We start from the raw sequence: 24,358 nt of genomic DNA on the forward strand, positions 1-24,358 counted from the left end.
GACCATTGAGCAACCCAAGGATCAGGAGGACCGAGATGGCCTGGAAGACCCTCGACGACATGGAACTCGCCGGCAAGCGCGTGCTCACCCGTGTCGACATCAACGTGCCGGTGGACGGCGGCGTGGTCACCGACGCAACCCGGATCGAGCGCGTGGCACCCACCGTGCAGGACATCCTGTCGCGCGGCGGCACCCCTGTCCTGCTGGCCCACTTCGGCCGCCCCAAGGGCAAGGTCGTGCCCGAGATGTCGCTCAAGATGCTGGTGCCCGCGCTCGAGGCCGCCTTCGGTACCAAGGTCAATTTCGCCACGCTGGACGAGGCCGAGGCGGTGATCGGCGGCTGCGCCGAGGGCCAGGTCGTGCTTCTCGAGAACACACGCTTCGAGCCCGGCGAGGAAAAGAACGACGCCGAGCTCGCAAAGCGCTACGCCGCGCTTGGTGATATCTATTGCAATGACGCCTTCTCGGCGGCGCACCGCGCCCATGCCTCCACCGCCGCGCTGGCGCAGCTGCTGCCCGCCTGCGCGGGCCGGCTGATGCAGGCCGAGCTCGAGGCGCTGGAGGCGGCGCTCGGCGCGCCGAAGCGTCCGGTGCTGGCGGTGGTCGGCGGCGCCAAGGTCTCGACCAAGCTCGACCTTCTGGGCAACCTCGTCGAGAAGGTCGACATGCTGGTGATCGGCGGCGGCATGGCCAACACCTTCCTCGCGGCGCAGGGCGTCGACGTGGGCAAGTCGCTCTGCGAGCACGAGATGACCGGCACCGCCCGCGAGATCGCCGAGAAGGCCGCCGCGGCGGGCTGCGAGATTCTGCTGCCGCGCGACGTGGTGGTGGCGCGCGAATTCCGCGAGAACGCGCCCTCGGAAGTGGTCCCGGCCGAATCCTGCCCGGCCGACGCGATGATCCTCGACGCCGGGCCGGACAGCGTGGCGCATGTGGAACAGGCCATCTCCCGCGCCGCGACGCTGATCTGGAACGGGCCGCTCGGCGCCTTCGAGATCGCCCCCTTCGATGCCGCCACCAACGCGGCCGCCAAGTTTGCAGCCAAGCGCACCGCGCATGGCGAGCTGGTTTCGGTCGCCGGCGGCGGCGACACGGTGGCGGCGCTCAACAAGGCCGGGGCGGCGGACGACTTCACCTATATCTCGACTGCCGGCGGCGCCTTCCTCGAGTGGATGGAAGGCAAGACCCTGCCCGGCGTCGCGGCGCTCGGCTGAGCCCCACAAGCCGATCGGCCCCTCGTCGGGCCGATCGGCCACAATCGGCGCGCAATCGCACCGATTTTTCAGCGACCTAGGCTACGGGGGATTTCCATGCCCCCTGCCCTGTGGCATGGTTTCCCCGACGTCGGACGGCTCCCCACCCAATGAGGGAGCGCGGCGCAGAGCAGACCAAACGGCATACAGGCATCAGGACCCACGCATATGACTGGCAGACGCAAACCGGCCCTCGGCGGCCTCGTCTTCGCGGTGATCACGCTGAGCTTGTCGGGCTATTTCACCTTTGCCGCCGTGCAGGGCGACTACGGGCTCTTCCGCCGCGCCGAGATCGAGGTGGAGGCCGACCGGCTGGCCACCGAGCTCGACGGGATCAACGCCGAGGTCGCGCATATGGAAAACGTCACCCTGCGGCTCTCGGACGACTATCTCGATCTTGACCTGCTGGACCAGCAGGCGCGCGACGTTCTGGGAATGATCCGCTCGGACGAGATCGTCGTGCGCTGAGCGCGCGCAGTATCGCAACGCCCTAAGCGCGTGCAATGCGGCGTGGGCTGAACGCGCGCAGTGCCGCAGCGCGCCGACCGCGCGCCATCCAAGGTTCCGCTGAGTTCTGCCGCCCCTCTGTGTCCGATCCGCTTCTGAGCGCCTCCCGGGCGCCTTGGCGCGAGGGCGCGGAGCGGCGGGGTTCTGCCGGTGGCTTGCCCTAACGTCCCGCCGCGCCACTTTTTAGCGAAACTCCCGCCCCGGCCCTTTGACACTCAGTCGCCGCCGATTTACTGTGGGAGAAAGTTTAACACTAAACTAGTTGGGAGGAGTCCCCATGGCCGCTCGGAAACCATCCGCAAAGCCGAACGTCTCGCCCGAGGAGCTCAAGCAATACTATCATGACATGCTGCTCATCCGCCGCTTCGAAGAGAAGGCGGGTCAGCTGTATGGCATGGGGCTCATCGGCGGGTTCTGCCACCTTTACATCGGCCAGGAAGCGGTCGTTGTCGGCCTCGAGGCCGCGGCGAGCGAAGGCGACAAGCGCGTCACCTCCTACCGCGACCACGGGCACATGCTCGCCTGCGGCATGGACCCCAACGGGGTGATGGCCGAGCTCACCGGCCGCGAGGGCGGCTATTCCAAGGGCAAGGGCGGCTCGATGCACATGTTCAGCCGCGAGAAGCATTTCTACGGCGGCCATGGCATCGTCGGCGCGCAGGTGCCGCTCGGCGCCGGCCTCGCCTTTGCCGACCGTTACCTGGAAAACGACCGCGTGACCTTTGCCTACTTCGGCGACGGCGCGGCCAACCAGGGCCAGGTCTACGAGACCTTCAACATGGCGTCGATCTGGAAGCTGCCGGTGATCTTCGTCATCGAGAACAACCAGTACGCCATGGGCACCTCGCAGAAGCGCTCCACCTCGACCGAGGAAATCTACACCCGCGGCGCGCCCTTCGGCATCCCCGGCGAGCTGGTCGACGGCATGGACGTGTTGAAGGTCAAGGAAGCCGGCGAGAAGGCGGTGGCGCACTGCCGCGCGGGCAACGGCCCCTACATCCTCGAAGTGAAGACCTACCGCTACCGCGGCCACTCCATGTCGGACCCGGCCAAGTACCGGACCCGCGAGGAAGTGCAGAAGATGCGCGACGAGCGCGACCCGATCCAGAGCGTGCGCGACCTGCTGCTGCAGGGCAAGCACGCCACCGAGGATGACCTCAAGGCGATCGACAAGAACATCAAGGACATCGTGAACGCCTCGGCCGAGTTCTCGAAGGAGAGCCCGGAGCCGGCGCTCGAGGAACTCTGGACCGACATCTACGCCGACGAAGTGCCGCAAGGCGACGCGGTAGAGGCCTGAGGCAGAAGGACTAGACGGATATGGCAACCGAAATTCTCATGCCCGCGCTCTCGCCGACCATGGAAGAGGGCACGCTGGCCAAGTGGCTGGTCAAAGAGGGCGACACCGTGAGCTCGGGCGACATTCTCGCCGAGATCGAGACCGACAAGGCGACGATGGAATTCGAAGCCGTCGATGAAGGCATCGTCGGCAAGATCCTCATCGAGGAAGGCACCGAGGGCGTGAAGGTCAACACCCCGATCGCCGTGCTGGTCGAGGAAGGCGAAAGCGCCGATGACATCGAGGTCTCCTCGGGCGGCGGCGACGACGCCGAGCCCGCGAAGACCGAAGAGACCCCCGCGGCCCCGGTCGAGGAGGCCCCCGCCTCCGCCCCGGCAACCCCCAAGGCCAAGGCGGTCGAACCCGACTGGCCCGAAGGTACCGAGATGAAGAGCCAGACCGTTCGCGAAGCGCTTCGCGACGCCATGGCCGAGGAAATGCGCAACGATCCCAACGTCTTCGTCATGGGCGAGGAAGTGGCCGAGTACCAGGGTGCCTATAAGGTCACCCAAGGGCTGCTCGACGAGTTCGGCTCGAAGCGCGTGATCGACACGCCGATCACCGAGCACGGCTTTGCCGGCATCGGCGTCGGCGCGGCCTTCGGCGGGCTCAAGCCCATCGTCGAGTTCATGACCTTCAACTTCGCCATGCAGGCGATCGACCAGATCATCAACTCGGCGGCCAAGACGCTCTACATGTCCGGCGGCCAGATGGGCGCGCCCATGGTGTTCCGCGGCCCGAACGGTGCCGCCGCCCGCGTCGGCGCGCAGCACTCGCAGGACTACGCCGCATGGTACGCCATGGTGCCCGGCCTCAAGGTCGTGATGCCCTACTCGGCCTCCGACGCCAAGGGCCTGCTGAAGAGCGCCATCCGCGATCCCAACCCGGTGATCTTCCTCGAGAACGAGATCCTCTACGGCCGCTCCTTCGACGTGCCGGTCATGGATGATTTCACCGTGCCCTTCGGCAAGGCCCGCATCTGGCGCGAGGGCAGCGATGTGACCATCGTCTCCTTCGGCATCGGCATGACCTACGCTCTCGAGGCGGCGGACAAGCTGGCGGACGAGGGCATCTCGGCCGAGGTGATCGACCTGCGCACCCTGCGCCCGATCGACTACGGCACCGTCATCGAGTCGGTTAAGAAGACCAACCGCTGCGTGACCGTGGAAGAGGGCTGGCCGGTGGGCTCCATCGGCAACCACCTGTCGGCCTACATCATGCAGAACGCCTTCGACTGGCTCGACGCCCCGGTGATCAACTGTACCGGCAAGGACGTGCCCATGCCCTACGCGGCGAACCTCGAGAAGCACGCGCTGATCACCACCGCAGAGGTGATCGACGCCGTGAAGCAAGTCACCTACCGGTAAGGAGAGCGTCATGCCCACGGAAATCCTGATGCCCGCGCTGTCCCCCACCATGGAGGAAGGCACGCTGGCCAAGTGGCTGGTGAAAGAGGGCGACACGGTCAGCTCCGGCGACATCCTCGCCGAGATCGAGACCGACAAGGCGACGATGGAATTCGAAGCCGTCGACGAAGGCACCATCGGCAAGATCCTCATCGAGGAAGGCAGCGAGGGGGTGAAGGTCAACACCCCCATCGCGGTCCTGCTCGAAGAGGGCGAGAGCGCCGACGACATCGACAGCGGCTCCTCGGATGGCGCTTCCGCCAAGTCCGAGGAAAAGCCCGCCGAAGCCAAGTCCGAGGCGCCCGCGCCGAAGGATGAGGACACCAAGGCGGCGGCGGCCACCCCGGCAGCCGGCTCGGCAACCCCTGCCCCCGCGTCCCCCAAGGGCGAGGACGGCAAGCGTATCTTCGCTTCGCCGCTGGCGCGCCGCATCGCGGCGGACAAGGGGCTCGACCTCGCGCAGGTCAAGGGCACCGGACCGCACGGCCGCATCGTCAAGGCCGACGTCGAGGCTGCCAAGCCTGCAGACAAGGCAGCCAAGTCCGAGGCCGCGGCTCCGGCCACGGCCGAGAAGAAGGCCACCGATGCGACCGTCATGCCCGCCGGCCCGTCGTCGGACGCGGTGCGCAAGATGTACGAGGGGCGCGAGTTCGAAGAGGTCAAGCTCGACGGCATGCGCAAGACGGTGGCGAGCCGCCTCACCGAGGCCAAGCAGACCATCCCGCACTTCTACCTGCGCAAGGACATCAAGCTCGACGCGCTGCTCAAGTTCCGCAGCCAGCTGAACAAGCAGCTCGAGGCGCGCGGCGTGAAGCTCTCGGTCAACGACTTCGTCATCAAGGCCTGTGCCTTGGCGCTGCAGTCGGTGCCGGACGCCAATGCCGTCTGGGCTGGGGATCGCATCTTCAAGCTCAAGCCGTCCGACGTCGCGGTGGCCGTGGCGATCGAGGGCGGTCTCTTCACCCCGGTGCTCAAGGATGCCGAGATGAAGTCGCTCTCGGCGCTGTCCGCCGAGATGAAGGACCTTGCGGGCCGGGCCCGGAACAAGAAGCTCGCGCCGCATGAATACATCGGCGGCAGCTTCGCGATCTCCAACCTCGGCATGTACGGCATCGACAACTTCGACGCGGTGATCAACCCGCCGCATGGCGCGATCCTCGCCGCGGGCGCGGGCGTCAAGAAGCCGATCGTCGGTGCTGATGGCGAGCTGGCTGTGGCGACGGTGATGTCCGTGACGCTCTCGGTCGACCACCGGGTCATCGACGGCGCGCTGGGGGCCGAGCTGCTGCAGGCGATTGCCGACAACCTCGAGAACCCGATGGTGATGCTCGCCTGATCCGGGCGCATCGCTGGAACACAGAACGGCCCCACCGCGCGGTGGGGCCGTTTTCCTTTGGGGCCGCTGCAGCACACCCGGCCGGAAGCACAGCCGGCCTAAGACGGCGAAAGGCGCAGCCCCTCGGGACCGCGCCTCAGTCGATAGCCAAGGGATCGCGCCGTCAGTCGCTGCAGTTGCAGCCGGTGAGCTTCTGGTCCATCGAGCGCGAGGGCTGATCGCAGCCCGCCTCGCCGACGATCTTAGCCGGCACCCCGGCGACGGTCTTGCAGGGCGGCACCTCGGCCAGCACCACCGAGCCCGCCGCGATGCGCGAACGGTCGCCCACCTTGATGTTGCCCAGCACCTTCGCGCCTGCGCCGATCAGCACGCCGTTGCCGATCTTGGGATGACGGTCCTCGTCCTCCTTGCCGGTGCCGCCAAGCGTCACCGAATGCAGGATCGACACGTCGTCGCCGACCACCGCCGTCTCGCCGATGACGATGGAATGCGCATGGTCGATCATGATGCCCTTGCCGATCTTCGCGGCCGGGTGGATGTCGACGCCGAACACCTCGGACGAACGCATCTGGAAGAAATAGGACAGGTCGCGCCGCCCCTGGTTCCACAGCCAATGCGCCACGCGCTGGCTTTGCACCGCCTGGAAGCCCTTGAAGTAGAGCAAGGGCTGCAGGTAGCGGTGGCAGGCCGGGTCGCGCTCGAAGGTGGCCTGGATGTCGGCCCGCGCCTTCAGCGCCAGCGAGGGATCGGAGCTATAGGCCTCGTCGCAGATCTCGCGCAGGATCTGCTCGGACATCTCGCCATTCGCCAGCTTCAGCGAGATGCGATACGCCAGCGCCCGCTCGATGGTCGGGTGGTGCAGGATCGAGATGTGCACCGACCCGCCGAGCAGCGGCTCGGCGGCGACAACCTCTTCGGCCTCGCGGACGATGCGGGCCCAGACGGGATCCAGTTCGGCGATCTTGGCGCGTGTCTTGGCCATGGGAGTCCTCCGTGAGTTGCCGCCCACTCTAGCAGATAGCCGCTGCGGGTCGAAATGCAAAACCGTGATCTAGGGGATCGCGGCCCGAGATGAAAGCCCCCACGCCCCGCGCTCAGGCAGAGAGCACGAGCCGCGCGAAGGGCCCCGCCCCGTAGCGCGCCGAGACCTGTGCCACATGCACCTCGTAAAGCCCCGTGAGCCCGTCCTGCGCAGAATCGTAACCCCATGCGGGGGCGTCGCAAAACACCTCTCGGATCACCTCGCCCCCCTGCACAACGCGCAGGAGATACCGCTCGCTCTCCTCGCCGAGCGGCACCTCCGGCAGTTCCCAGTCGTCCCCCTCGAGGCGCGTGCGCCGGATCCAGCTCAGGGTCCGTGCCGTGCCGCCCGCCATGGCCGCGCGCAGATGCACCGGCCGATAGGGCCGGAGGCCATTGCCGTCGAAGGCCAGCTCGCGGTGCACGTAGGCGGCATCGTCGTAACCACGCTTGGCCGGCCCGATGCGGTAGTGCCGCGCCTGCCGCCGCTGCGCCGGGGTCAGCGCGATCTGCTGCGGCGCCCCGTCGAGCAGCACCACCCAGGACCCGACGGGCCAGACCTCGGGCATGATCCCGTCGCTGCCCGCCTGCCCGCGCAGCCGGTGCGAGAGCAGCCAGCGTCCAGGCTCCAGAAGCTCGGCATCGCGGAACTGGAACACCTCCCAATGTCCCGGCGTGCCGTCGCCGATTGCCATGACGTTCGCCCCGCCGAGCAGCGCGGCGTCAGAGACCGTCTCGAGCGCCCCCGAGCGCAGGCTGATCTGCAGCCCGTCGCCCCGGTCGATCCGCCCGGCAGGCGCCGCGACAAGCGGCGTCTCGGTGACGCCGACCGTCGCCCGCGCGGCGAGGATCTCGTTCAGCCCGTAGTCCGCATCCGTGGCACTGGCATAGACCGCCACGCTGCCCGGCCAGGGCGTCGCCGTCACGGCCAGGTGCGGCGCATGTGGCACTTCTTCGCCGCTCAGCAGCGGCAGGTCGAGAAACAGCGGCAGCACCGGGACAGGCGCAGCCACGGGGCGCAACAACGGATCACTTTCGCCCAAGTCGGCGAGGTCGGCGGGCAAATAGGTGTCGGGCTCGATGCGCACCGCCTCGATCTTCTGGTACGCGCCGCTCTCCACCCGGTCGACGCGCGCGCGCAGACGTCCCGAGGCCCCGGGCAGTTCGACGATGTCCCCCGCACCGACCGCCATCTGCGAAGGCGGCAGAGCAAAGCGCAGTGTCTCGCGGGCGATCCGCGCCTCGGCCAGGAAGCGCTCGAGCACCATGCGCGCCTCGGCGCGGGTCAGCACCATCGGCCATTCGGTTTCGGCAACGCCATGGCTCTGCGCGTCCGGCAAGACCACCTCCTCGCCCAGGATCGCGTGGTCGCCATCGGCCTCCACAAAGCGCAGACGCAACCGCCCGGCCATCTCCGCCTCGGCTGCGCGGATGCGCAGCAGGTCGCCCTCCTCCGAAAGGTCATGCACCAGCGCCGCAGGGTCGAGCGTCCTCGGCGCCCGCCCGCGCCGCGGCAGGAAGCGGAGCATACCGTCGCGCTCGATCGCATCCACCCCATGCGCGAGCAGAAGCGGCTGCAGCGCGCTCCGTGCGTCGCTCACCCGGTCGATGTGGTAGCCGCGCACCCACCCCCAGAGGCGGCTCACGTCCACCTCCTCCACCCCCGCCCGGGCGCAGACCTCCGCCACCACCGAGGCCAGCGTCCGCCCCGACGCGCGCCCGTTCAGCCAGTGCCCACGCCGGTAGTTGCCGCCGTCCCTCCACAGCTCCGAAAGCCCCGGGAACCATGGGTAGGGCCGCGCGTCCCAGGCCCAGACCAGCGCCCGCGACATGTCGAGCATCGGCGCGCCATAGACCTCCGACAGCGGGTTGTGCGCCGGGTCGGTCCAATGGGCGTGCACGGCCCGCAGGTACTGTCGCTGCATGAGCTCATCCCGCAACCCATTGGAATACCGAGGCAGAAGGCTCTCCGAGCTTTTCGGATCGAGGAACTTGTTGGGCTGGTTCGCACCCTTGTCGAGCGCGGCGCAGCCGAGCTCGGTAAACCAGATGGGCTTGCTCTGCGGCACCCAGCCTGTGGGCTGTGCCTGCCGTACGCCGCCGATCCGCTCGTGATGCAGGTTGCTCCACCAGCCGCGCAGGTCCTTGTACCGATAGACCCAAGGCTCGCCATGCGCGCCGTCGGTGATCGGCACCCGGCGCTGCGCCTCGCGGGCCTCGGAGGTGGGATAGTACCAGTCGTATCCCTCGCCGCCCTCGACATTGGCCATCAGGTACTCGGGCGCGTAGATCGCGCCCCACCCTGCATCCGCATGGTCCTCGCCGTCGCGCCAGTCGGCCAACGGCATGTAATTGTCGATGCCGATGAAATCGATCTGCGGATCGCTCCACAGCGGGTCGAGATGGAAATAGACATCGCCCGAACCGTCCTGCGGGTGGTAGCCGAAATACTCGCTCCAGTCGGCGGCATAGCCGATCTTCACCTCCGGCCCCAGCAGCGCCCGGCACTCTGCCGCCAGTGCCCGCAGCGCCTCGACCGCCGGGAAGCCCGACGCGCTGCGGATCTGGGTCAGCCCGCGCATCTCCGAGCCGATGCAGAAGCCCGAGACCCCGCCCGCCGCAGCGCAGAGCGCCGCCTGATGCAGGATGAAGCGTCGGAACGTCCATTCGTCCGGGCCGGAATAGCTGACCGCGCCGCCGGACACCGCGAAATCCGCCGCCGAGGCCGTGCCGAAGAACGCCGCCACCTCGGCCTCGGCTGCCACGGTCCCGTCTGGCGACCCGCTCACCCCGGGCGCAAGGCTCGTCGTGATCCGCCCCCGCCACGGCAGCGCGGGTTGCCCCTCGGCCCCGGTCCAAGGGTCGGGCAGCGCATTGCCCGCCATTTGGTCCATGAGCACAAACGGGTAATAGACCACCTCCAGCCCGCGCGCCGCCATCTCCCGCAGCGCCTCGATCACCGACGCATCGGCGGGGGTGCCCCCATAGACCGGGCGTCCTTCGAGTTGCGGCACAAGCCGGGCCGCGCCGCGCCCCAGCCCGGAGACCTGCCAAGGCACCTGCGCCGAGTCCCGGTCCCCCTGTTCGACCTTCGGACGAATGGAACAGGCGCCGCAGCGCAGGTCGTCGCCGAACCAGCTCACCACCAGCGAGGCAGCGCGGCACGCGGGCAACTCGTCGCGCAGCTGGTCCAGCGAGACGAGGAAATCCGGCAGGTCGGCAGGCGTGTTGAGGTTCACCGCCCGCTGTCCGCCACTGCCGTCGTCGAGAAACACCGGCCGCGTCGCCAGCGCATATTCCCCGGTGCCGGGGATCCTTGCCACACCGCGGATCGCCAGCGGCACGTCCTGCGGATCGCCAAGCTCGGGCCGCGTCACCTCGAAGCTGAACTGCGGCACGCGGTTGCCGAACCGCTCGAGCATCAGATCCTCGATCACCACGTAGGCAGTGCCGCGATAGGCCGGAACCTGCCCGGCGCCCTCCACGGCCTCCATCTTGGGATCGGGCAGCTGCTCGCGGCTGCCGGTGTAGACGCGCATGTTCAGATCGCGCGGCGCGATCTCGGCGCCGTCGGCCCAGACCCGCCCCACGCCGCTGATCTCGCCCTCGCAGAGCGCCAGCGCGAGGCTCACCGAATAACTGTATTGCTTCACCGTCGTCGCGCTGCTCGGGCTGCCCTTGCCGCTTCCGACCTTCTCCTTTCGGACGTGTTCGGTGAACTCGGTGGCCCAGATCACCTGACCGCCGACGCGCATGCGGCCCCAGACCTGCGGGATCGCCGCCCCCTCGCCCGCCCCGGCCAGACGGAAGCGTTCGATGCGGCCGGTTTCGACGGTCTCGGACCCCGCCCCCATCAGGCGCTGGTCAACCGCCCGGCCGAGGCCTGCGCCGATAAACCGCCCCACGGCCGTCATCGACAGCCCGAGCACCGAGCCGCCCAGGCTGCTGCCAAGCGCCGCCCCGGCAGCGGAAAGAAGGATCGTCGCCATCAGGTTCTCCCCGTCGGAAAGGCAAATCGCGCCACCAGCCGGCGCCGCCACGGCGCGCTGAGCGCGCTCTCGATCACCCCGTGACCGCTGTAGGCATGGATGAAGCAAGAAGCCTCGCTTGCCTTCGTCTGCAGACCTAGGTGCTTGGCCACCGCCCCCTCGCGCATGCGGAAGAGCAGCACGTCGCCCGGCGCCTCGGCATGCACCGGCTTTGCGCGTAGATGCCGCAGTGCCGCGCGCAACAGCGCCTCGTCGCCCTGCGGCTCCGACCAGTCGCGGCTGTAGGGCGGCACCACCTCTGGTTCGGCGCCGATCACCTCCCGCCAGACGCCGCGCAAGAGGCCCAGGCAGTCGCACCCCGCCCCCTTGACCGAGGCCTGGTGCAGGTAGGGCGTGCCGATCCAGCTCCGCGCCGCCGCGACGATCCGCGCCCCGCTCATCGCCGCGAGCCCCCGCCGGTCACCGCCGCGCGGCTGGCATGGACCAGCATCCAGTCATCCTCGGGGATGTCCGGGAAGCCCCGGAAGTTCAGCAGGTTGTCGAATTTCAGCCGGCAGGTCTCGGGGCGCCTGTCGCAGCCCGCCGTGACCCGGCAAAGGTCCCCGGGCTGAAGCGCCGCGCGCAATGGCTCCCAAAGCTCGATCACCCGCTGCCCACCATCGTCCCGGTCGCGCTTGATCGCCGCGCCGAGCCCCTTGCCCGGGCCGCCCAGCATCTCGAGCCGCCCGCGGGCGAACCACCCCGGCTCGAAGTCGGTCAGCGGTCCAAGCCGGAAGCGCCGGCCCTCTGCGGCGGCCAGCATCGGCCCTTCGAAAACAAAGCCAGGCGTGGCGAGGTCGAAACCACAGGCGCTATCGCCGAGCACGGCAGAACAGGGCGCGTGGTAGACCCGCCCCACCGGCACGTTCAGCGCCTCTGTCAGCCCGCGCAGCTCGGCGTGAAAGGCCCCGTTTCCGCGCCGGATTTCCCCGAGCGTGCCGCGGAACATCACCCGGCGCTGCGAGACATCGGCCCAATTCACCAGCCAGGCCACCAGCGCCGCCCCGTCGAAGCGCCCGGCGTCGATCTCCGCCTCGGAGAGCGCCGCATCCGACAGCGCCCCCATCGCCTCGCTGTTGTCGACCGAAAGCCCGGTGCCCTGCTGCAGCGCCATCGCGCTGAGCCCGCTGCCTGCGCGGAACTCCAGCCCGTCAAACGACAAGTCCCGGTCGTGGTCGGTGAATCCATAGCGCGTGCCATCGCCCCGGGTCAGCGCCCAGCAACGTGCCACCGTGGTCAGCCCGCCCGCGAGGTGGGCATGCAACTCCGCCGCGCCCATCAGACCCGCACCTCGACAACCGGCACATCGGGCACCTGTCCGGCCTGGAAGCTGGCGACAGAGACGCTGATCCGGTCGGTGTCAAAGCGCACCGGGACGTCGAACTCGAAGCCCGCGCTGACCTCGACGCCGGCAAGCGGCGGCTCGGCAAAGGTGAGCAGCCCCGTGCCTGGATCGATGGTGAAATGCACCCCCTCGCGCATCTCGACGTCCTGCACCGCCGCCAGCACCGTCCCGGCCACCGGCTTGGCAATGGCGCGCGTATAGCTGGCGCCGCCCGATCGATAGGTCTTGGTCAGCTGGAAGGCGCGCGTCACCCCGTCACCATGCGCGATCACCTGATCCCCGGCGGACACCGTGCCCGACGGCAGGCAGGACTTGTAGTCAGACCAATCCTTCCAGCGAAACCCGTAAAGCTGCCCACGCCGCGCCTCGAAGAAGGCCAGCAGCTTCGCGATATCGTCGAGCGAGCGCAGCCCGAGCCCGGCGTCGAAACGCCGCCGCGACTGCGCCCAAGGGGTGTTGCGCTCCTCGTGGCCCGAGCTCAACTCGACCACATCGGTGCGCCGCTCCGGCCCGCCCATGGCGCCGAAGCTCAGGTCGGCGGGAAAGCGTGTCTCGTGAAAGCTCATGGTGCCTCCTCAACGGTTGCGCGCGCCTTGGCTGAGCGCCCGGCTCATCTGCGCGGCGATCTGCGAGCGGCTGCGCTGGAAGCCCTGCACGTCGGGCGTCTGGATGTTCATGACCACGCTCACCGGCGGGCTGCGCCCCTCGGCACGCACGCCGAGGCGGCCATCGGCACCGCGCGAGAGCGGCAGTATCGCCTCGGGCCCCGCCTCGCCCATCAGCCCGGTGCCGCCGCGCATGGCAAAGCGCACCGGCCCGCTGACCACGCCGCCGGTGGCAAAGGGCATGACCCGGCCCTGGCTGAAGGCGCCGCCCTGAGCAAAGGGCGAGAACGCCCCGAAAAGCTGTGACATCCCCGCCGCCAGCGCGCCCCCCAGTTGGTCGGTCACCGGGCGCACCGCCGTGCGATACGCACTGTCGAGCACGCCGCGCGCCACGCGCTGCAGCGCCTCCGAGGCCCGCATCCCATCAAAGACCACACCGTCAAAGGCCCGTGCCAGCCCCCGGCTGAGCGTGGTCTCGAGCTTCGCCGCACCCTTGCCGGTGCTGGCAAAGGTCTGGTGGATGCGCTTCAGTTCGGCGCCGAAGCCCGCCGCCATGCTCGCGGCTCCGCCCAGCCCCATCTCCAGCGCGCCCATGGCGCGGTCGAGCGCGTCGAATGTGTCGAAATCGGTCATGCGCCGTCCTCCTGTGTCGCGTCCGGGAAGGCCGCGATCAGCTCTTCGAGCCGCGCCCGCCCCATCGGGCGCGCGCCGCGGTCCTCGCCCAGCATCAGCCGCAGCTCTGCAGGGGTCAGGGCCCAGAACTCCGCCGGGCGCAGCCCCAGCGCCTGAACCCCGGCGCGCAGCAACGACGGCCAGTCGAACCCGCTCACCCGGTGTCCCCCGGCAGCGCGAAGGCCCGCGCCAGAAGCTCCGCCGCCGCCCTTGCCGCCGCCATCGGGCCGCCGCCTATCTCGGCGCTCACGAGGTCCGCCGCCGAGCCCGTCCAGCCGCCGCCGCGCAGCCCCGCCACGATCAGCGCCAGCACGTCGCGGCTGGAGCAGGCGCCGCTCTCGAAGCGGCGCACCAGATCGACGAGCGAGCCCTCCTCGAGCGCCGCCTCCAACTCGGCCAGCGCGCCCAGCGTCAGCCGCATCACCCGCCGCTCGCCGTCGAGCACCAGCTCCACCTCGCCGCGCCAGGGGTTGGCCATTTACGCCCCCGCCGCCGGCACGAAGCTCAGCGCCCCGGCCGAGGCGAGCGCGATCTCGTAGGTCGCCTCGCCGTCATGGCTGCCCGCATAATCGATTGAGGTGAGCTGGAACGGCCCCTCGACCATCCCGAAATCGGGGATCACCACCTGGAAATCCGGCGTCTCGCCGTCAAAGAAGATCTGGCGCGCGCGCTCGTCCGTGCCCGCGTCGCGAAACACACCCGACCCCGACAGGTTCGCCGATTTCACCCCGGCCCCCGCCAGCAGCTCGCGCCAGCCCCCGGCGCTTTCCAGCGAGGTGACGTCGACGCTCTCGGCGTTGAAGCTGATGCGCGTGGCCCGCAGCCCCGCCAGCGTCTCGAATTGCCCGTCGCCGGTGAGGTCGAGCTTGATCAGAAGATCCTTGCCGTTCTGCGCAGCCATGTCTGCACCTCCTTGCTGTGGCGCCTCATGCGTCCTCGACGCGGGCGCGGAATGTCAGGTCGATGCGGCGTAGGCCGCCGCTCTCGCGCCGGGCCTCGGCGCGGCGGAAGCGCAGGCTCACCAGCCGGCCGCGCGCCAGGGGGAGGTCGGCCTGATGCAGCAGGTCCGAGACCGCGCCCGCCACCGCCTTCGCCGCCGAGAACCCCGCTGCCCCGGTCACCACGGCGACGGTCAGGTCGTGCCAGGCCCCCGCCCCAGAGCCGTCGGAGGCATCGCGCACCCGCTCGGCGCCGAGCGTGACATAGAGCCCCGGCAGCGCGCCCGAAGGTGGCGCGTCGTAGATCGCACTGCCCACCAGTCCCGTCAGCGTGGCATCCCCCTGCAGCGCGCCATAGATGGCAGCCTGAAGCGCGCCGGAAACCGCATAGCTCATGACGCCACCTCTTCCTGCGCCTCGCAGACAAGATAGCGCCCCGAGAGATCGCGCTCGGCCACCGAGAGGATGTCGAACACCCGCCCGCCAAGCCGGAAGCGCTGCCCCGGCACAGGGCGGCTCGCGGCCCCCTGCGGCGCCCCGCGCACGGTGATCCGATACCGCCCGCGCGCCATCGGCCCCGCCTCGCCCATCACCTCGCGCCCCGAGCGCGGGGTCAGCTCGGCCCAGAGCGTGCCCAGCACCCGCCAACCGGCCGTGAAGCCGCCGGTGCCGTCGGGCGCCTGCAGCGGCGCCTCGAGCACGAGGTTCTGCGTCAGCCGCACCCCCCTCATGCCGAGAACCCCAGTCGCAGCGGGCGGTAACGCGCGATCAAGGCGGTCACCCCGAAGGGCATGCAGCCTTGGCTCAGCGCGGTCTCGTCGCGGTACTCGTAGTAATGCGCGGCGAGCAACAGCACCGCCTGAGCCAGATCGGGTGGCAGCTCGTCGAAGCCTTCGCCGTAGCCTGCGGTGAAACGGACCTCGGCAGAGCCGCCGTTCGGCACGTCGGGCAGCGTGCCACGCTGCGGGCGCAGCATGGGCGCGAAGGCGTCGGTCTCCAGCCGGTATCGCTCCGGCGCCACGTCCTGTGCCACGCCGTAGCGGTCCACCAGGGTCAACCGCGAGACCGCCACGACAGGCGCAAGCGGGAGCACTGCCGCTTCGGCGTCGCGCCAGCCGTGATGCGTCCAGAGGAAGCTCCGGGTGAGCAGCGCCTTGCCGGTACGCGCCTCGATGGCGGCCAGCGCCGCGCGCAGGAACGAAAGGAGAACGTCATCCTGGAGCCCGTCCTCCTCGAAGCCGCTGCCCATCCGTAGCTGCCGCTTCAGCGCCGCTAGGGGCAGCGCCGCATCGGGCACCTGGGTTTCTTCGATCACCATCATCAGGACTCTCCGCTTGTCCCTGCCGTACCTGTGCCCGCAGGGCATGAGAGCGGCGGGCCGCCGCCGCCCTCAGCCCGTTCAGCTCGTCGCGCAGCGCAGCAGCTTGATCGCCGCGAAATCGCTGATGTCGCCGCCGACGCGCTTGGTGGCGTAGAACAGCACGTGCGGCTTGGCGCTGTAGGGATCGCGCAGCACGCGCAGGTCCGGGCGTTCAGCGATCGTGTAGCCCGCGCCGAAATCGCCAAAGGCGATGGGCGTGCTGTCGGCGGCGATGTCCGGCATGTCCTCGGCGATCAGCACCGGGTAGCCCATCAGCCGCGCCGGCTGGCCCGCCGCCAGCCCGTCCGACCACAGGTGCCGCCCGTCGGCATCCTTGAGCTTGCGCAGCGCACCGGCGGTCTTGGAGTTCATCACGAAGGCGCCCTTGGCCCGGTACTCGGCGCCCAGCGCGTAGACGAGATCGATGATCGCATCGCCGTCGCCGATCGCCCCGGCCACGCCCGAGGGCACGTAGCCAATATTGCCCCACTCCCAGATCTCGTTGTCGACCATGTCGTGGGAGAGGATCCCCATGGGCTTGTCGATGCCGTCTCCGGTGATAAAGGCCGCAGCCTCGGCGCGGGCAAAACGGTCAGCGATGCGCCCCGCCAGCCAAGCTTCGAGATCGAAGGCCACATCGTCGAGCAGCCGCTGCGAAGCCTTTGGCATGGCCGAGAGCTCGTGCAGCTTGATCTGGATGCGGTCGATGGTCGGCGTCTCGCTTTCACCCGGATCGTTGACCTCGTCGGACCAGCCCGCGCCGGTGTCGCCCTGATCGACCAGAACGTCGAAAGATGACGCCTCGACCGTCACCACGGCGGAAATCGCGCGGATCGACGCGGCACTCTCGAGCACGGATTTCACCGTCTCCGAGGTCACCGGATCGACAAGGTAGCCGCCATCGGCGGCGACAGCGGTGGAGAGCGCCTTGCCCTCCAGCACGAGCCCGCGCAGCCCATCGTCATCACCGCTGCGCAGGTAGGCGCCAAAGGCCTTGCGGTGCGGCAGCCCGGCGTCCGCCATGGTGCCCAGCGCCGGGCGTGCCGCGGCAAGCGAAGTCTTGGTGTCCAGCATGGTCAGTCGCTCTTCATGGTTGTCGAGTTTCGCGTGAAGGTCGGCCCGCATGGCCTTGATGTCTGCCGTCAGCCCCGCCATCGCGGCGCCGACCCGGGCGACCGGGGACAGATCTTCCCCGGTCCGAGAACGGTTCTCGGGTTTGCTCATCAGCTCGGTCCCCTGTTGTGGCGCGCGTCAGTCGCCCGCCAGGTCACGGCGCGCGGCGTCGAGCGCCAGCGCCAGATCGCGCAGCGTCTCGGCGCTCGAGGTCTCCCCCTTTGCCGCGACCCGCGCACTTGGCAGCATCGGGAAGGTGACAAGCGACACCTCCCAGAGCTCCAATTCCCTGAGGAGCCTGCGCCCCTGTCGGTCCTTTACCGCCGTGACGGTGCGATAGCCGATGGACAGCCCGTCGATGGCCCCGGCCGCAATCAGCGCGGCCGCTTCCCGGCTTTTTTCGACCGCCTCCAGCAATCTGCCCTTCACGTAGAGCCCGCGCCCGTCCTCGCGCACCTCCTCCCAAAGGCCGATCGGCTGCGCCGGGTCGTGCTGCCAGAGCATCCGCACCGCGCGTCCTTCGGACGCCAGCCGCTGCAGCGATGCCGCATAGGCGCCGGGTGCAACGATATCTCCCCCCTGGTCGGGCGTGCCAAACAGCGAGGCATAGCCCTCGATCCGCAGCCCGTCCGAGAGGATGATCCCCGGGGCACTCTCCCCATGGGGCTCGCAGAACTTGTGTTCCAGTTCCATGCAACGCTCCCTTCCCTGCTCCGCCCCTCAGGGCGCCATGACACTCAGACCCTGCAGCGCCTGCGCCAGCAGCCCCGCTGCCACGCCATAGACCGCCAGCCAGAGCCGTTTCTCCAGACGTTCCAGCACCAGTTCCAGCCGCGCCAAGCGATCCTCGAGCGCGGCGATCTGCAGCGCGCTCAGCCGCTCATGCGCCTCGAGCCGCAACCCCGGGGCACAGGCGAAAAGCTCGTAGGGCGCCCGCTCAGTCACCCTCGTCCTCCTCCGCCAGCGGCGGCAGCCCCAGCATGCGCCGCTTTTCCGGCACGGTCAGAAAGGCCGCCTCGGACACACGCCGCCATTGGGTTTCACGTTCGGCGGAGAGCGCCGGCACCTGGTCGAGGTCGGGCTTGAGCGCCACCTCCTCGCCGGTGAACCCCGCGAGCCACCTGCCCAGCGCCGCGCTCACCCGCTGCGCCAACGGCAGCACGGTCAGCCGGTAGAAGGCGCGGTTGGCCTCCTGGTAATTCGCATAGGTCGCATCCCCGGGGATCCCCAGCAGCATCGGCGGCACCCCGAAGGCAATGGCGATCTCGCGTGCCGCGGCCTCCTTGGTCTGCTGGAACTCCATGTCCGAGGGCGAGAACCCCATGGGCTTCCAGTCGAGCCCGCCCTCCAGCAGCATCGGCCGCCCGGCGTTATGCGCCCCCTGATGCTGGCTCTCCATCTCGGAAACCAGCCGCTCGTACTGGTCCTGTGCCATAGAGCCCTGGCCGTCGCCGCCGGTCCAAACGATGGCCCCCGACGGACGCGCGGCATTGTCCAAAAGCCCCTTCGACCAGCGCGAGGCGCTGTTGTGCACGTCCAGCGCCTGCGCCGCAGGCTGCAACGGCGAGAGCCCGTAGTGGTCGTCTTGCGGATGGAAGCTCTTGATATGGCAGATCGGTGCAGGGCTCTCGCCGACATCGAAGCGGTGTGCCCGCCCGTCCACCTGATACTCATAGGCAATGGGCCAGCCATCCGCCCCCGGCACCAGCCGCATCCGCTCCGAGCGCAGCACGTGCAGCTCGGACGGCAGCCCGGCGCCGCTGCCAACCGCCTCGAGATAACCATCCCCCGACAGCAGCAATTGACCGTAAAGGGACTCAAGCAGTTCTGCCTTGCCCTGCACCGGGTTCGGCGCAGCGATGCGCCGCAGGATGGGATGGGCACTATAGCGCATCTCGGCATCCTGCAGCACCAGCGGCAGCGCCGCGGCAGCCTCCGAGATCAGCTTCACCGCGCGGAAGCCCACCGGGTTTCCGGTGAACCCCTGCCGGGTCAGCGAGCCGGTGTCCCGCGGCGACCAGGCCACGCGTCCCGAGGCCTGCACCGCGATAAGCCGGCCCGCCGCCGAGGCCTTGGTCTCCGGCCGAGCTGCCGCTCCGCGTCCCCGCCGCAGAAAGTCGAACCCCATGTGCCGCTCCTTGCTGGTCTCCGGCCCGAGACCTTCACGGCCCCGGTTCGCGTTGAAGACCAAGCTACGCAGCATCCGTTAACCAAGCCCTCCCGCGCCGCGCGCTGCCCGAGCAACGGCCGCGACCGCACCTTCCGCCGCCGCGCCATGCGAATTTGGAAAGTGAAGATGGCACCACGGCCCGCCGCGCTTCTTCGCTTGCGAAAGACGCCAGGGGTGAGGCCGCAGGCCAAGGGGCGCCGAGGTGGGGGGCAACGCCCCCCTTTTCCATGTTCACAGAACTCGAACCCGGGGCCGCCGCCAGCCCTCGGCGGGCGCGGTGATCAGCTCGGTGAGCGCCCAGACCAGCGCATCTACCCGGTCCGGAGAGCCCTGCCCCTGGAAGCCAGAGGAGGTCATCAGCCCCATCTGTTCCTCCAGCAGATCGAAACGCCGGGCATGGGCGATGCGCCCCTGCTCATAGAGCGCCGCCACCGGCTCGGCGCGCAGCACCTTGCCGCGTGTGGCACTGACCCTTCGCAGCGGCACCGACGGCGCCACCTGCCGCAGCACCGCCTCCACCATGGCACCGCCCTGGTTGACCTCGGCGACGATGCGGTCGGCCTGCCAGCGCTCGAAGGCGTCGACGGCGGCGCGTGCCCAGCCGCTCGGCCCCAGTCCCTGGACCGAGGCGTCCTCGAGCACCACCCCCTGCCAGCCCTGCGGCGGACCTTCGCAGTTCACGCCGCAGACGACGATCCCGCAGGCGTCCGAGCCCGCGCCATCGCCCGCAGGCGGATCAAGGGCGACAACGATGCGATCGAGCCGCTCCGGTGCCGCCCGCAACCGCGCGCGCTCCAGCATCTCTTGCGTCCAGAGCGCGCCGTCGACGTCGCAGACCATTTCGCCGTCGAGCTCCTGCCGTGCCAGCCGGGACGCGCCGTAGCGCGCCCGCACCTCATCGAGGAAGCTGGCCGCGAGGTTGGCCCGGTTTGCCTCGGTCGGCGCACGGGTCACCGCCGTGCTTGGCAGATCCAGCAGCTCCTTCAGGACGCCAATGTTGCGCGGCGTGGTGGTCACGCAGACTTGCGGATGCTCGCCCAGCCGCAGCGCGAACTGCAGCATGTCCCAGGTCTCGCGCGCCTTGCGCCACTTGCCAAGCTCATCGGCCCAGGCACCATCGAACTGAGGCCCGCGCAGCGCCTCGGGGTCATGGGCGGAAAAGACCATCGCCTCGGCGCCGTTGGGCCAGGTGAGGCAGCGCCGCGTGGCGCTCCAGTCCGGCCGCCGGTCGGGGGGCGAGCAGGCGAGCAGACCCGAGTCGCCGAACACCATCACCTCCCGCGCCTGGTCCAGGGTTTCGCCGACCAGCGCCACCCGGCGGCAGCGCCCCGGCGAGAGCGGCAGCGCGCCCTCCACCGACGCGCGCACCCACTCCGCGCCGGCCCGTGTCTTGCCCGCGCCACGCCCGCCCAGGATCACCCAGCTGCGCCAGTCCCCCGCCGGCGGCAACTGGTGCTCGAGCGCCCAGAACTCGAAGAGAAAGGGGAGCGCCAGGCGCTCCCCCTCCGAAAGGTCACTGAGGAAACTCTCCTGCACCGCAGCACCGGCGGAGGCGAGCCATGCGGCAGCCGATTTCAACCCTTGCGCGCTCGAGATCGAGCGCCCAGTCTCCGGCAATTCCCTTCTGCTTGCGTCTGACATTCCTGATCTGAGCCTCCGTTTCATGGGCGACCTTCAGCCAATAGCGCAGATCCGCCGCGGCCTTGCTGGTCTCCGGTTTGTCCAAGGTGCCGTCTTCGTCGAAGCGGTCGCGCAGGCGCCGCATGTCGCTTCCGAGATGCCGCAGCATGTCGGCCAGCTGCTCCCGTTCCTCTTCGAGACGGGAGAGTTCTTCTTCGAGATGGATGAGGATCATCGCTCGATACCTTTCTTGCCTGTAGGGGTCATGCCTCGCAGGGGGCCCGCGCCGGTCTTTGCCGGGGTCGTGGTGCCCTGCCGCCAAACGAAAAAACGGCCACCGGGGTCACCCCGGGGCCGCCTGCCCATTTCGTCCAGCATGCACGAACGCTACCAAAGAGCGTCCGAAAAGTCAAGATGACCAGGCCGCGCGGCATATCCTAAATAACTGTTAAAAATAAACAATACACCATGAATAAAGCGCGCGCCCGACGCCGCGACTGGCCTCTCTTGCCGCCCCTTTCGCGCTCTGGCACAACGGTCCGATATTCGAGTTCGCGGAGCCCGCCATGCCTTCTCTCTCCCGTCGCATCACCTCACTCAACGCCGGGGGCGGCGACGGATGGGAGATTTTCTACAAGGCCCGCGCCCTGCGTGCTTCGGGAGTTCGGGTCACCGAGCTGACCATCGGCGAGCCCGACGAGCGCACCGACCCGTCGATCTTGGCCGAGATGCACCGCGCCGCCACCGCCGGCCACACCGGCTATGCCGTGGTGCCCGGCATCCCGGCCCTGCGCGACGCCATCGCCGCCCGCGTCACCGCGCGCACCGGCGTCGCCACCACGCGGGACAACGTGCTGGTCACCCCCGGCGGGCAATCGGCGCTCTTTGCCGCGCATATGGCCGCCTGCAATTCCGGCGACGCCGCGCTGATGATCGAGCCGCATTACGTCACCTACCCCGGCACCCTCCGCGCCGCTGGCGCCGTGCCGCACAGCATCGCCACGCGCCCCGAGCACAGTTTCTTCCCGGATGCGGGCGAGGTGCGCCGCAAGGCGCGCGAGACCGGTGCCTCGGCACTGCTGGTCAACTCGCCGAGCAATCCCACCGGTGCCGTCTACCCCCGCGCGGTGCTCGAGGGCCTCGCCGAAGTCGCCCGCGACGAAGACCTCTGGCTGATCTCGGACGAGGTCTACGACACGCAGATCTGGGAGGGCGAACATCTCAGCCCCCGCGCCCTGCCCGGCATGGCCGAGCGCACCATGGTCATCGGCTCGCTGTCGAAAAGCCACGCGATGACCGGCAGCCGCATCGGCTGGCTCATCGCCCCCGAGCCCGCCATCGCGGCGCTGATCGATCTGGCGACAAACACCACCTACGGGGTGCCCGGCTACATCCAGGACGCCGCGCTCTACGCCCTGACTGCCGACGCCACGCTCGAGCCGCGCGTCGCCCAGCCCTTCCGCCGCCGCCGCGCGCTGGCGCAGCAGATCCTCTCCCGGCAGAGCATCGTCGGCCTCGTGCCCTCGGGCGGCGCCATGTATCTCTTCCTCGACATCCGCGCGACCGGCCTCTCGGGCATCGCCTTTGCCGACGCCCTGCTCGACACCCACCGCATCGCGGTGATGCCGGGCGAGAGCTTCGGTCCCTCCGCCGCGGGCTTCCTGCGCGTCGCGCTGACCATCCCCGACGGCGAATTCGCCGAGGCGCTCACGACCCTCACCGGCTTTGCCGCAACGCTCGCCAAGGCAGCCTGAGTCCGTGTCCGGCACGCCGATCTCCAGCATCCGCAACCTCGGGCCAGCGGTGGAATCGGCCTGCCGGCGCGCCGGGATCGCGGATGCCGAGACGCTGCGCGCGCTCGGCGCCGACGAGACCTACCGCCGCCTGCTCGCCCATGGCACGAGGCCGCATTTCATCGGCTTCTACGTGCTGCACATGGCGCTGCAGGGGCGCCCATGGAACGACGCGCGCGGTAAAGAAAAGGAAGAGCTGCGCAGCCGCTTCGACGCGCTGGTTGCCGAACGAAAGGGCAACGCGCCGCTGGACGGCATCGAGAAAATCCTCGACGAGATCGGCGTCATCGACCCGAGCAGGCGCCCCCGCAAATAGCGCCATGCTGACCATCAGAAACCAGCTCTCGGCCCGCGCCGCCGTGCGGGCACAGGAACCTTGCCGTGGGTCTGCGTGTTGATCAGCCAACACATCCTTCATCTGAAAGGAAGACCGACATGGACCTCATCCGCATCATCTTCGCCATCCTGCTGCCGCCGCTCGGCGTGTTCCTGCAGGTCGGCCTCGGCAAGCATTTCTGGATCAACATCCTGCTCACGATCTTCGGCTACATCCCCGGCATTGTGCACGCGATCTGGATCATCGCCCGCACCGGGCCGAAGCAACAGCACGTGTGATCGCCATGGCCGCCCGCGAACACACGCTCCACCCCGATTTCCAGCGCCTCGACAAGATCGACCGCTGGGCACGGCGGATGGATCGGGCCTACCGCATTCCCTTCACTCCGATCCGCTTCGGCTGGGACGCGGTGTTCGGCCTTGTTCCGGGCATCGGCGACACGCTGGCGCTCGCTCCGGCGGTCTGGATCGTCAAGGAGGCGCACGCCATGGGCGCGCCCAAGCCGCTGCTCGGACAGATGGGCGCAAACCTCGCGGTCGACTGGCTGGTGGGTCTCGTGCCTCTGGTGGGCGACATCTTTGACGTCGGCTATCGCGCCAACACCCGCAACGCCGGGTTGCTGCGACGCTGGCTGGAAAGCCGCCACGCGCCCGGCGGCGCCGGCTCAGCCGAACCCATCGACGTCGCTGCCTGAGACTCCAAGCGACCGCACATCAAAACCGGACAGCAAAAAGGCGCCCCGCGGGGCGCCTTTCTATTTGCGGTGATTGAGCGTCAGGCTCAGCCGACGAGCTCGAGGCCAGCGAAGAAATAGGCAATTTCTTCGGCCGCGGTTTCCGGAGCGTCCGAGCCGTGCACCGAGTTCTCACCGACCGACTCGGCGAACTCTGCGCGGATGGTGCCCTCTGCGGCGTCGGCCGGGTTGGTGGCGCCCATCACTTCACGGTTCTTGGCGATCGCGCCTTCACCTTCCAGCACCTGCACGACAACCGGCTCGGAAGCCATGAATTCGCACAGCTCGCCGTAGAACGGGCGCTCGGCGTGCACCTTGTAGAACTCGCCAGCCTGCGCCGGGGTCAGCTGGATGCGCTTCTGCGCGACGATGCGCAGGCCCGCTTCCTCGAACTTGGCGTTGATCTTGCCGGTCAGGTTGCGGCGGGTTGCGTCGGGCTTGATGATCGAAAGGGTGCGTTCGACGGCCATTTTGGTCTCTCCAATGTCACAAGGCCGGGCAACGGCCCGGCCAGCATTCTCTGGTGGGGGCGTTACCATGGGGTTGAGGAATTGGGAAGACCCCGTGGCCCCCGCTGCCTCGTCCACAGGCAGAAAGGGGCTCTGCCCCTCTTGGCCCACGGCCAATTCACCCCGGCGCATTTTGGAAAGACAAGACGCTGGGCAGTGCCACCCTTCTTCCCTTTTCAAATACGCACATCGCGCCCTCGGCGTCGGCAGAACCGCCGGGTAAGCGCGATATGCACGAAGGGGGATGTTGCCCGCCCGAAGGCTCTGCTATGGC

At 69.0% G+C, this 24,358-nt stretch carries 28 protein-coding genes; 9 read left to right on the forward strand and 19 right to left on the reverse strand.

Translation table 11 applies throughout. From position 1 onward, the window contains the following. Positions 1-35: 35 nt before the first annotated feature. The 5 genes from pgk to G0Q01_RS02240 all read left to right on the forward strand — a co-directional run bounded on the left by pgk (position 36) and on the right by G0Q01_RS02240 (position 5,841). Positions 36-1,214: a phosphoglycerate kinase gene (gene pgk, locus G0Q01_RS02220; protein ID WP_164196547.1), complete on the forward strand. Its 1,179-nt coding sequence runs from the start codon at positions 36-38 to the stop codon at positions 1,212-1,214. 207 nt (positions 1,215-1,421) lie between these two features. Further along, positions 1,422-1,721: a septum formation initiator family protein gene (locus tag G0Q01_RS02225; protein WP_164196548.1), complete on the forward strand. Its 300-nt coding sequence runs from the start codon at positions 1,422-1,424 to the stop codon at positions 1,719-1,721. A gap of 316 nt (positions 1,722-2,037) precedes the next feature. Then, entirely contained in the window at positions 2,038-3,060 is a 1,023-nt protein-coding gene (pdhA, locus tag G0Q01_RS02230; RefSeq protein ID WP_164196549.1) for a pyruvate dehydrogenase (acetyl-transferring) E1 component subunit alpha, read from the forward strand. A gap of 20 nt (positions 3,061-3,080) precedes the next feature. Continuing rightward, the gene (locus G0Q01_RS02235; RefSeq protein ID WP_164196550.1) at positions 3,081-4,466 is read left to right on the forward strand and encodes a pyruvate dehydrogenase complex E1 component subunit beta; all 1,386 of its coding nucleotides are present in this window, start codon (positions 3,081-3,083) and stop codon (positions 4,464-4,466) included. A 10-nt stretch (positions 4,467-4,476) separates the two neighbouring features. Beyond that, positions 4,477-5,841: a pyruvate dehydrogenase complex dihydrolipoamide acetyltransferase gene (locus tag G0Q01_RS02240; protein WP_164196551.1), complete on the forward strand. Its 1,365-nt coding sequence runs from the start codon at positions 4,477-4,479 to the stop codon at positions 5,839-5,841. Between the two features lie 163 nt (positions 5,842-6,004). Here G0Q01_RS02240 and cysE read toward each other — a convergent pair whose 3' ends face one another. The 18 genes from cysE to G0Q01_RS26715 all read right to left on the reverse strand — a co-directional run bounded on the left by cysE (position 6,005) and on the right by G0Q01_RS26715 (position 20,947). Then, positions 6,005-6,823, reverse strand: a complete 819-nt coding sequence (cysE, locus tag G0Q01_RS02245) for a serine O-acetyltransferase (RefSeq protein WP_095883888.1) — start codon at positions 6,821-6,823, stop codon at positions 6,005-6,007. A gap of 112 nt (positions 6,824-6,935) precedes the next feature. Further along, the gene (locus tag G0Q01_RS02250) at positions 6,936-10,850 is read right to left on the reverse strand and encodes a glycoside hydrolase/phage tail family protein (RefSeq protein ID WP_164196552.1); all 3,915 of its coding nucleotides are present in this window, start codon (positions 10,848-10,850) and stop codon (positions 6,936-6,938) included. Beyond that, positions 10,850-11,290 carry an NlpC/P60 family protein gene (locus tag G0Q01_RS02255; RefSeq protein ID WP_164196553.1) on the reverse strand — a complete coding sequence of 147 codons (441 nt, stop codon included), beginning with the start codon at positions 11,288-11,290 and terminating at the stop codon, positions 10,850-10,852. The genes G0Q01_RS02250 and G0Q01_RS02255 overlap by 1 nt, the downstream gene beginning before the upstream one ends. Next, positions 11,287-12,168 carry a DUF2163 domain-containing protein gene (locus G0Q01_RS02260; RefSeq protein WP_164196554.1) on the reverse strand — a complete coding sequence of 294 codons (882 nt, stop codon included), beginning with the start codon at positions 12,166-12,168 and terminating at the stop codon, positions 11,287-11,289. Before G0Q01_RS02260 ends, G0Q01_RS02255 begins: the two co-directional genes overlap by 4 nt. Next, entirely contained in the window at positions 12,168-12,800 is a 633-nt protein-coding gene (locus G0Q01_RS02265; protein WP_164196555.1) for a DUF2460 domain-containing protein, read from the reverse strand. Before G0Q01_RS02265 ends, G0Q01_RS02260 begins: the two co-directional genes overlap by 1 nt. A gap of 9 nt (positions 12,801-12,809) precedes the next feature. Then, entirely contained in the window at positions 12,810-13,472 is a 663-nt protein-coding gene (locus G0Q01_RS02270) for a phage tail tape measure protein (RefSeq protein WP_164196556.1), read from the reverse strand. Next, positions 13,469-13,669, reverse strand: coding sequence for a rcc01693 family protein (locus tag G0Q01_RS02275; protein ID WP_164196557.1), 201 nt, complete (start codon positions 13,667-13,669; stop codon positions 13,469-13,471). Before G0Q01_RS02275 ends, G0Q01_RS02270 begins: the two co-directional genes overlap by 4 nt. Further along, positions 13,666-13,989 (reverse strand): gene transfer agent family protein, encoded by a 324-nt coding sequence (locus tag G0Q01_RS02280; protein ID WP_164196558.1) that lies wholly within the window; start codon positions 13,987-13,989, stop codon positions 13,666-13,668. The genes G0Q01_RS02275 and G0Q01_RS02280 overlap by 4 nt, the downstream gene beginning before the upstream one ends. Continuing rightward, on the reverse strand, positions 13,990-14,412 hold the full coding sequence (locus G0Q01_RS02285) for a phage major tail protein, TP901-1 family (protein WP_164196559.1): 423 nt from the start codon (positions 14,410-14,412) through the stop codon (positions 13,990-13,992). It lies immediately after the preceding gene. A gap of 25 nt (positions 14,413-14,437) precedes the next feature. Beyond that, complete coding sequence (locus tag G0Q01_RS02290; protein ID WP_164196560.1) at positions 14,438-14,845, reverse strand: DUF3168 domain-containing protein; 408 nt, start codon at positions 14,843-14,845, stop codon at positions 14,438-14,440. Further along, positions 14,842-15,180 carry a head-tail adaptor protein gene (locus G0Q01_RS02295; RefSeq protein WP_164196561.1) on the reverse strand — a complete coding sequence of 113 codons (339 nt, stop codon included), beginning with the start codon at positions 15,178-15,180 and terminating at the stop codon, positions 14,842-14,844. The genes G0Q01_RS02290 and G0Q01_RS02295 overlap by 4 nt, the downstream gene beginning before the upstream one ends. After that, positions 15,177-15,770, reverse strand: coding sequence for a head-tail connector protein (locus tag G0Q01_RS02300; protein WP_164196562.1), 594 nt, complete (start codon positions 15,768-15,770; stop codon positions 15,177-15,179). The genes G0Q01_RS02295 and G0Q01_RS02300 overlap by 4 nt, the downstream gene beginning before the upstream one ends. Positions 15,771-15,848: 78 nt before the next feature. Beyond that, positions 15,849-17,033 (reverse strand): phage major capsid protein, encoded by a 1,185-nt coding sequence (locus tag G0Q01_RS02305; protein ID WP_164196563.1) that lies wholly within the window; start codon positions 17,031-17,033, stop codon positions 15,849-15,851. Between the two features lie 27 nt (positions 17,034-17,060). Continuing rightward, positions 17,061-17,615, reverse strand: coding sequence for an HK97 family phage prohead protease (locus G0Q01_RS02310; RefSeq protein WP_164196564.1), 555 nt, complete (start codon positions 17,613-17,615; stop codon positions 17,061-17,063). A gap of 27 nt (positions 17,616-17,642) precedes the next feature. Next, entirely contained in the window at positions 17,643-17,867 is a 225-nt protein-coding gene (locus G0Q01_RS02315; RefSeq protein ID WP_108965216.1) for a hypothetical protein, read from the reverse strand. Then, positions 17,860-19,050 carry a phage portal protein gene (locus tag G0Q01_RS02320; RefSeq protein ID WP_164196565.1) on the reverse strand — a complete coding sequence of 397 codons (1,191 nt, stop codon included), beginning with the start codon at positions 19,048-19,050 and terminating at the stop codon, positions 17,860-17,862. Before G0Q01_RS02320 ends, G0Q01_RS02315 begins: the two co-directional genes overlap by 8 nt. A 273-nt stretch (positions 19,051-19,323) precedes the next feature. Continuing rightward, the gene (locus tag G0Q01_RS02325; RefSeq protein WP_370457286.1) at positions 19,324-20,628 is read right to left on the reverse strand and encodes a DNA-packaging protein; all 1,305 of its coding nucleotides are present in this window, start codon (positions 20,626-20,628) and stop codon (positions 19,324-19,326) included. Beyond that, positions 20,606-20,947 carry a hypothetical protein gene (locus G0Q01_RS26715; protein ID WP_235939476.1) on the reverse strand — a complete coding sequence of 114 codons (342 nt, stop codon included), beginning with the start codon at positions 20,945-20,947 and terminating at the stop codon, positions 20,606-20,608. Before G0Q01_RS26715 ends, G0Q01_RS02325 begins: the two co-directional genes overlap by 23 nt. A 331-nt stretch (positions 20,948-21,278) precedes the next feature. Between G0Q01_RS26715 and G0Q01_RS02330 the strand changes: the two genes are divergently transcribed. From G0Q01_RS02330 to G0Q01_RS02345, 4 genes are all read left to right on the forward strand, one after another. Further along, the gene (locus G0Q01_RS02330; protein ID WP_164196567.1) at positions 21,279-22,466 is read left to right on the forward strand and encodes a pyridoxal phosphate-dependent aminotransferase; all 1,188 of its coding nucleotides are present in this window, start codon (positions 21,279-21,281) and stop codon (positions 22,464-22,466) included. A 4-nt stretch (positions 22,467-22,470) separates the two neighbouring features. Next, a complete protein-coding gene (locus G0Q01_RS02335; protein WP_108965211.1) occupies positions 22,471-22,821 on the forward strand; it encodes a TfoX/Sxy family DNA transformation protein in 351 nt (116 codons plus the stop codon). Between the two features lie 119 nt (positions 22,822-22,940). Continuing rightward, the gene (locus G0Q01_RS02340) at positions 22,941-23,120 is read left to right on the forward strand and encodes a YqaE/Pmp3 family membrane protein (RefSeq protein ID WP_108965210.1); all 180 of its coding nucleotides are present in this window, start codon (positions 22,941-22,943) and stop codon (positions 23,118-23,120) included. A 5-nt stretch (positions 23,121-23,125) separates the two neighbouring features. Then, complete coding sequence (locus G0Q01_RS02345; protein ID WP_164196568.1) at positions 23,126-23,536, forward strand: DUF4112 domain-containing protein; 411 nt, start codon at positions 23,126-23,128, stop codon at positions 23,534-23,536. A gap of 86 nt (positions 23,537-23,622) precedes the next feature. Here the strand turns inward: G0Q01_RS02345 and ndk are convergent, their stop codons facing one another. Then, complete coding sequence (gene ndk / locus G0Q01_RS02350) at positions 23,623-24,045, reverse strand: nucleoside-diphosphate kinase (RefSeq protein WP_164196569.1); 423 nt, start codon at positions 24,043-24,045, stop codon at positions 23,623-23,625. Between the last annotated feature and the right edge of the window lie 313 nt (positions 24,046-24,358).

It is taken from the genome of Salipiger sp. PrR007 (assembly GCF_010499845.1).
Classification (GTDB): domain Bacteria; phylum Pseudomonadota; class Alphaproteobacteria; order Rhodobacterales; family Rhodobacteraceae; genus Salipiger; species Salipiger pacificus_A.

What these genes read in the sequence shown, in the direction of transcription:
- G0Q01_RS02240 (WP_164196551.1), top strand. Translation starts at nt 4,477, where the DNA reads ATGCCCACGGAAATCCTGATGCCCGCGCTGTCCCCCACCATGGAGGAA.
- G0Q01_RS02320 (WP_164196565.1), bottom strand. Translation starts at nt 19,050, where the DNA reads ATGGGGTTCGACTTTCTGCGGCGGGGACGCGGAGCGGCAGCTCGGCCG.
- cysE (WP_095883888.1), bottom strand. Translation starts at nt 6,823, where the DNA reads ATGGCCAAGACACGCGCCAAGATCGCCGAACTGGATCCCGTCTGGGCC.
- G0Q01_RS02225 (WP_164196548.1), top strand. Translation starts at nt 1,422, where the DNA reads ATGACTGGCAGACGCAAACCGGCCCTCGGCGGCCTCGTCTTCGCGGTG.
- G0Q01_RS02285 (WP_164196559.1), bottom strand. Translation starts at nt 14,412, where the DNA reads ATGGCTGCGCAGAACGGCAAGGATCTTCTGATCAAGCTCGACCTCACC.
- G0Q01_RS02260 (WP_164196554.1), bottom strand. Translation starts at nt 12,168, where the DNA reads ATGGGCGCGGCGGAGTTGCATGCCCACCTCGCGGGCGGGCTGACCACG.
- pdhA (WP_164196549.1), top strand. Translation starts at nt 2,038, where the DNA reads ATGGCCGCTCGGAAACCATCCGCAAAGCCGAACGTCTCGCCCGAGGAG.
- G0Q01_RS02345 (WP_164196568.1), top strand. Translation starts at nt 23,126, where the DNA reads ATGGCCGCCCGCGAACACACGCTCCACCCCGATTTCCAGCGCCTCGAC.
- G0Q01_RS02255 (WP_164196553.1), bottom strand. Translation starts at nt 11,290, where the DNA reads ATGAGCGGGGCGCGGATCGTCGCGGCGGCGCGGAGCTGGATCGGCACG.
- G0Q01_RS02310 (WP_164196564.1), bottom strand. Translation starts at nt 17,615, where the DNA reads ATGGAACTGGAACACAAGTTCTGCGAGCCCCATGGGGAGAGTGCCCCG.
- G0Q01_RS02300 (WP_164196562.1), bottom strand. Translation starts at nt 15,770, where the DNA reads ATGATGGTGATCGAAGAAACCCAGGTGCCCGATGCGGCGCTGCCCCTA.
- G0Q01_RS02330 (WP_164196567.1), top strand. Translation starts at nt 21,279, where the DNA reads ATGCCTTCTCTCTCCCGTCGCATCACCTCACTCAACGCCGGGGGCGGC.
- ndk (WP_164196569.1), bottom strand. Translation starts at nt 24,045, where the DNA reads ATGGCCGTCGAACGCACCCTTTCGATCATCAAGCCCGACGCAACCCGC.
- G0Q01_RS02290 (WP_164196560.1), bottom strand. Translation starts at nt 14,845, where the DNA reads ATGAGCTATGCGGTTTCCGGCGCGCTTCAGGCTGCCATCTATGGCGCG.
- pgk (WP_164196547.1), top strand. Translation starts at nt 36, where the DNA reads ATGGCCTGGAAGACCCTCGACGACATGGAACTCGCCGGCAAGCGCGTG.
- G0Q01_RS02250 (WP_164196552.1), bottom strand. Translation starts at nt 10,850, where the DNA reads ATGGCGACGATCCTTCTTTCCGCTGCCGGGGCGGCGCTTGGCAGCAGC.
- G0Q01_RS02280 (WP_164196558.1), bottom strand. Translation starts at nt 13,989, where the DNA reads ATGGCCAACCCCTGGCGCGGCGAGGTGGAGCTGGTGCTCGACGGCGAG.
- G0Q01_RS26715 (WP_235939476.1), bottom strand. Translation starts at nt 20,947, where the DNA reads ATGATCCTCATCCATCTCGAAGAAGAACTCTCCCGTCTCGAAGAGGAA.
- G0Q01_RS02270 (WP_164196556.1), bottom strand. Translation starts at nt 13,472, where the DNA reads ATGACCGATTTCGACACATTCGACGCGCTCGACCGCGCCATGGGCGCG.
- G0Q01_RS02305 (WP_164196563.1), bottom strand. Translation starts at nt 17,033, where the DNA reads ATGAGCAAACCCGAGAACCGTTCTCGGACCGGGGAAGATCTGTCCCCG.
- G0Q01_RS02340 (WP_108965210.1), top strand. Translation starts at nt 22,941, where the DNA reads ATGGACCTCATCCGCATCATCTTCGCCATCCTGCTGCCGCCGCTCGGC.
- G0Q01_RS02295 (WP_164196561.1), bottom strand. Translation starts at nt 15,180, where the DNA reads ATGAGGGGGGTGCGGCTGACGCAGAACCTCGTGCTCGAGGCGCCGCTG.
- G0Q01_RS02265 (WP_164196555.1), bottom strand. Translation starts at nt 12,800, where the DNA reads ATGAGCTTTCACGAGACACGCTTTCCCGCCGACCTGAGCTTCGGCGCC.
- G0Q01_RS02235 (WP_164196550.1), top strand. Translation starts at nt 3,081, where the DNA reads ATGGCAACCGAAATTCTCATGCCCGCGCTCTCGCCGACCATGGAAGAG.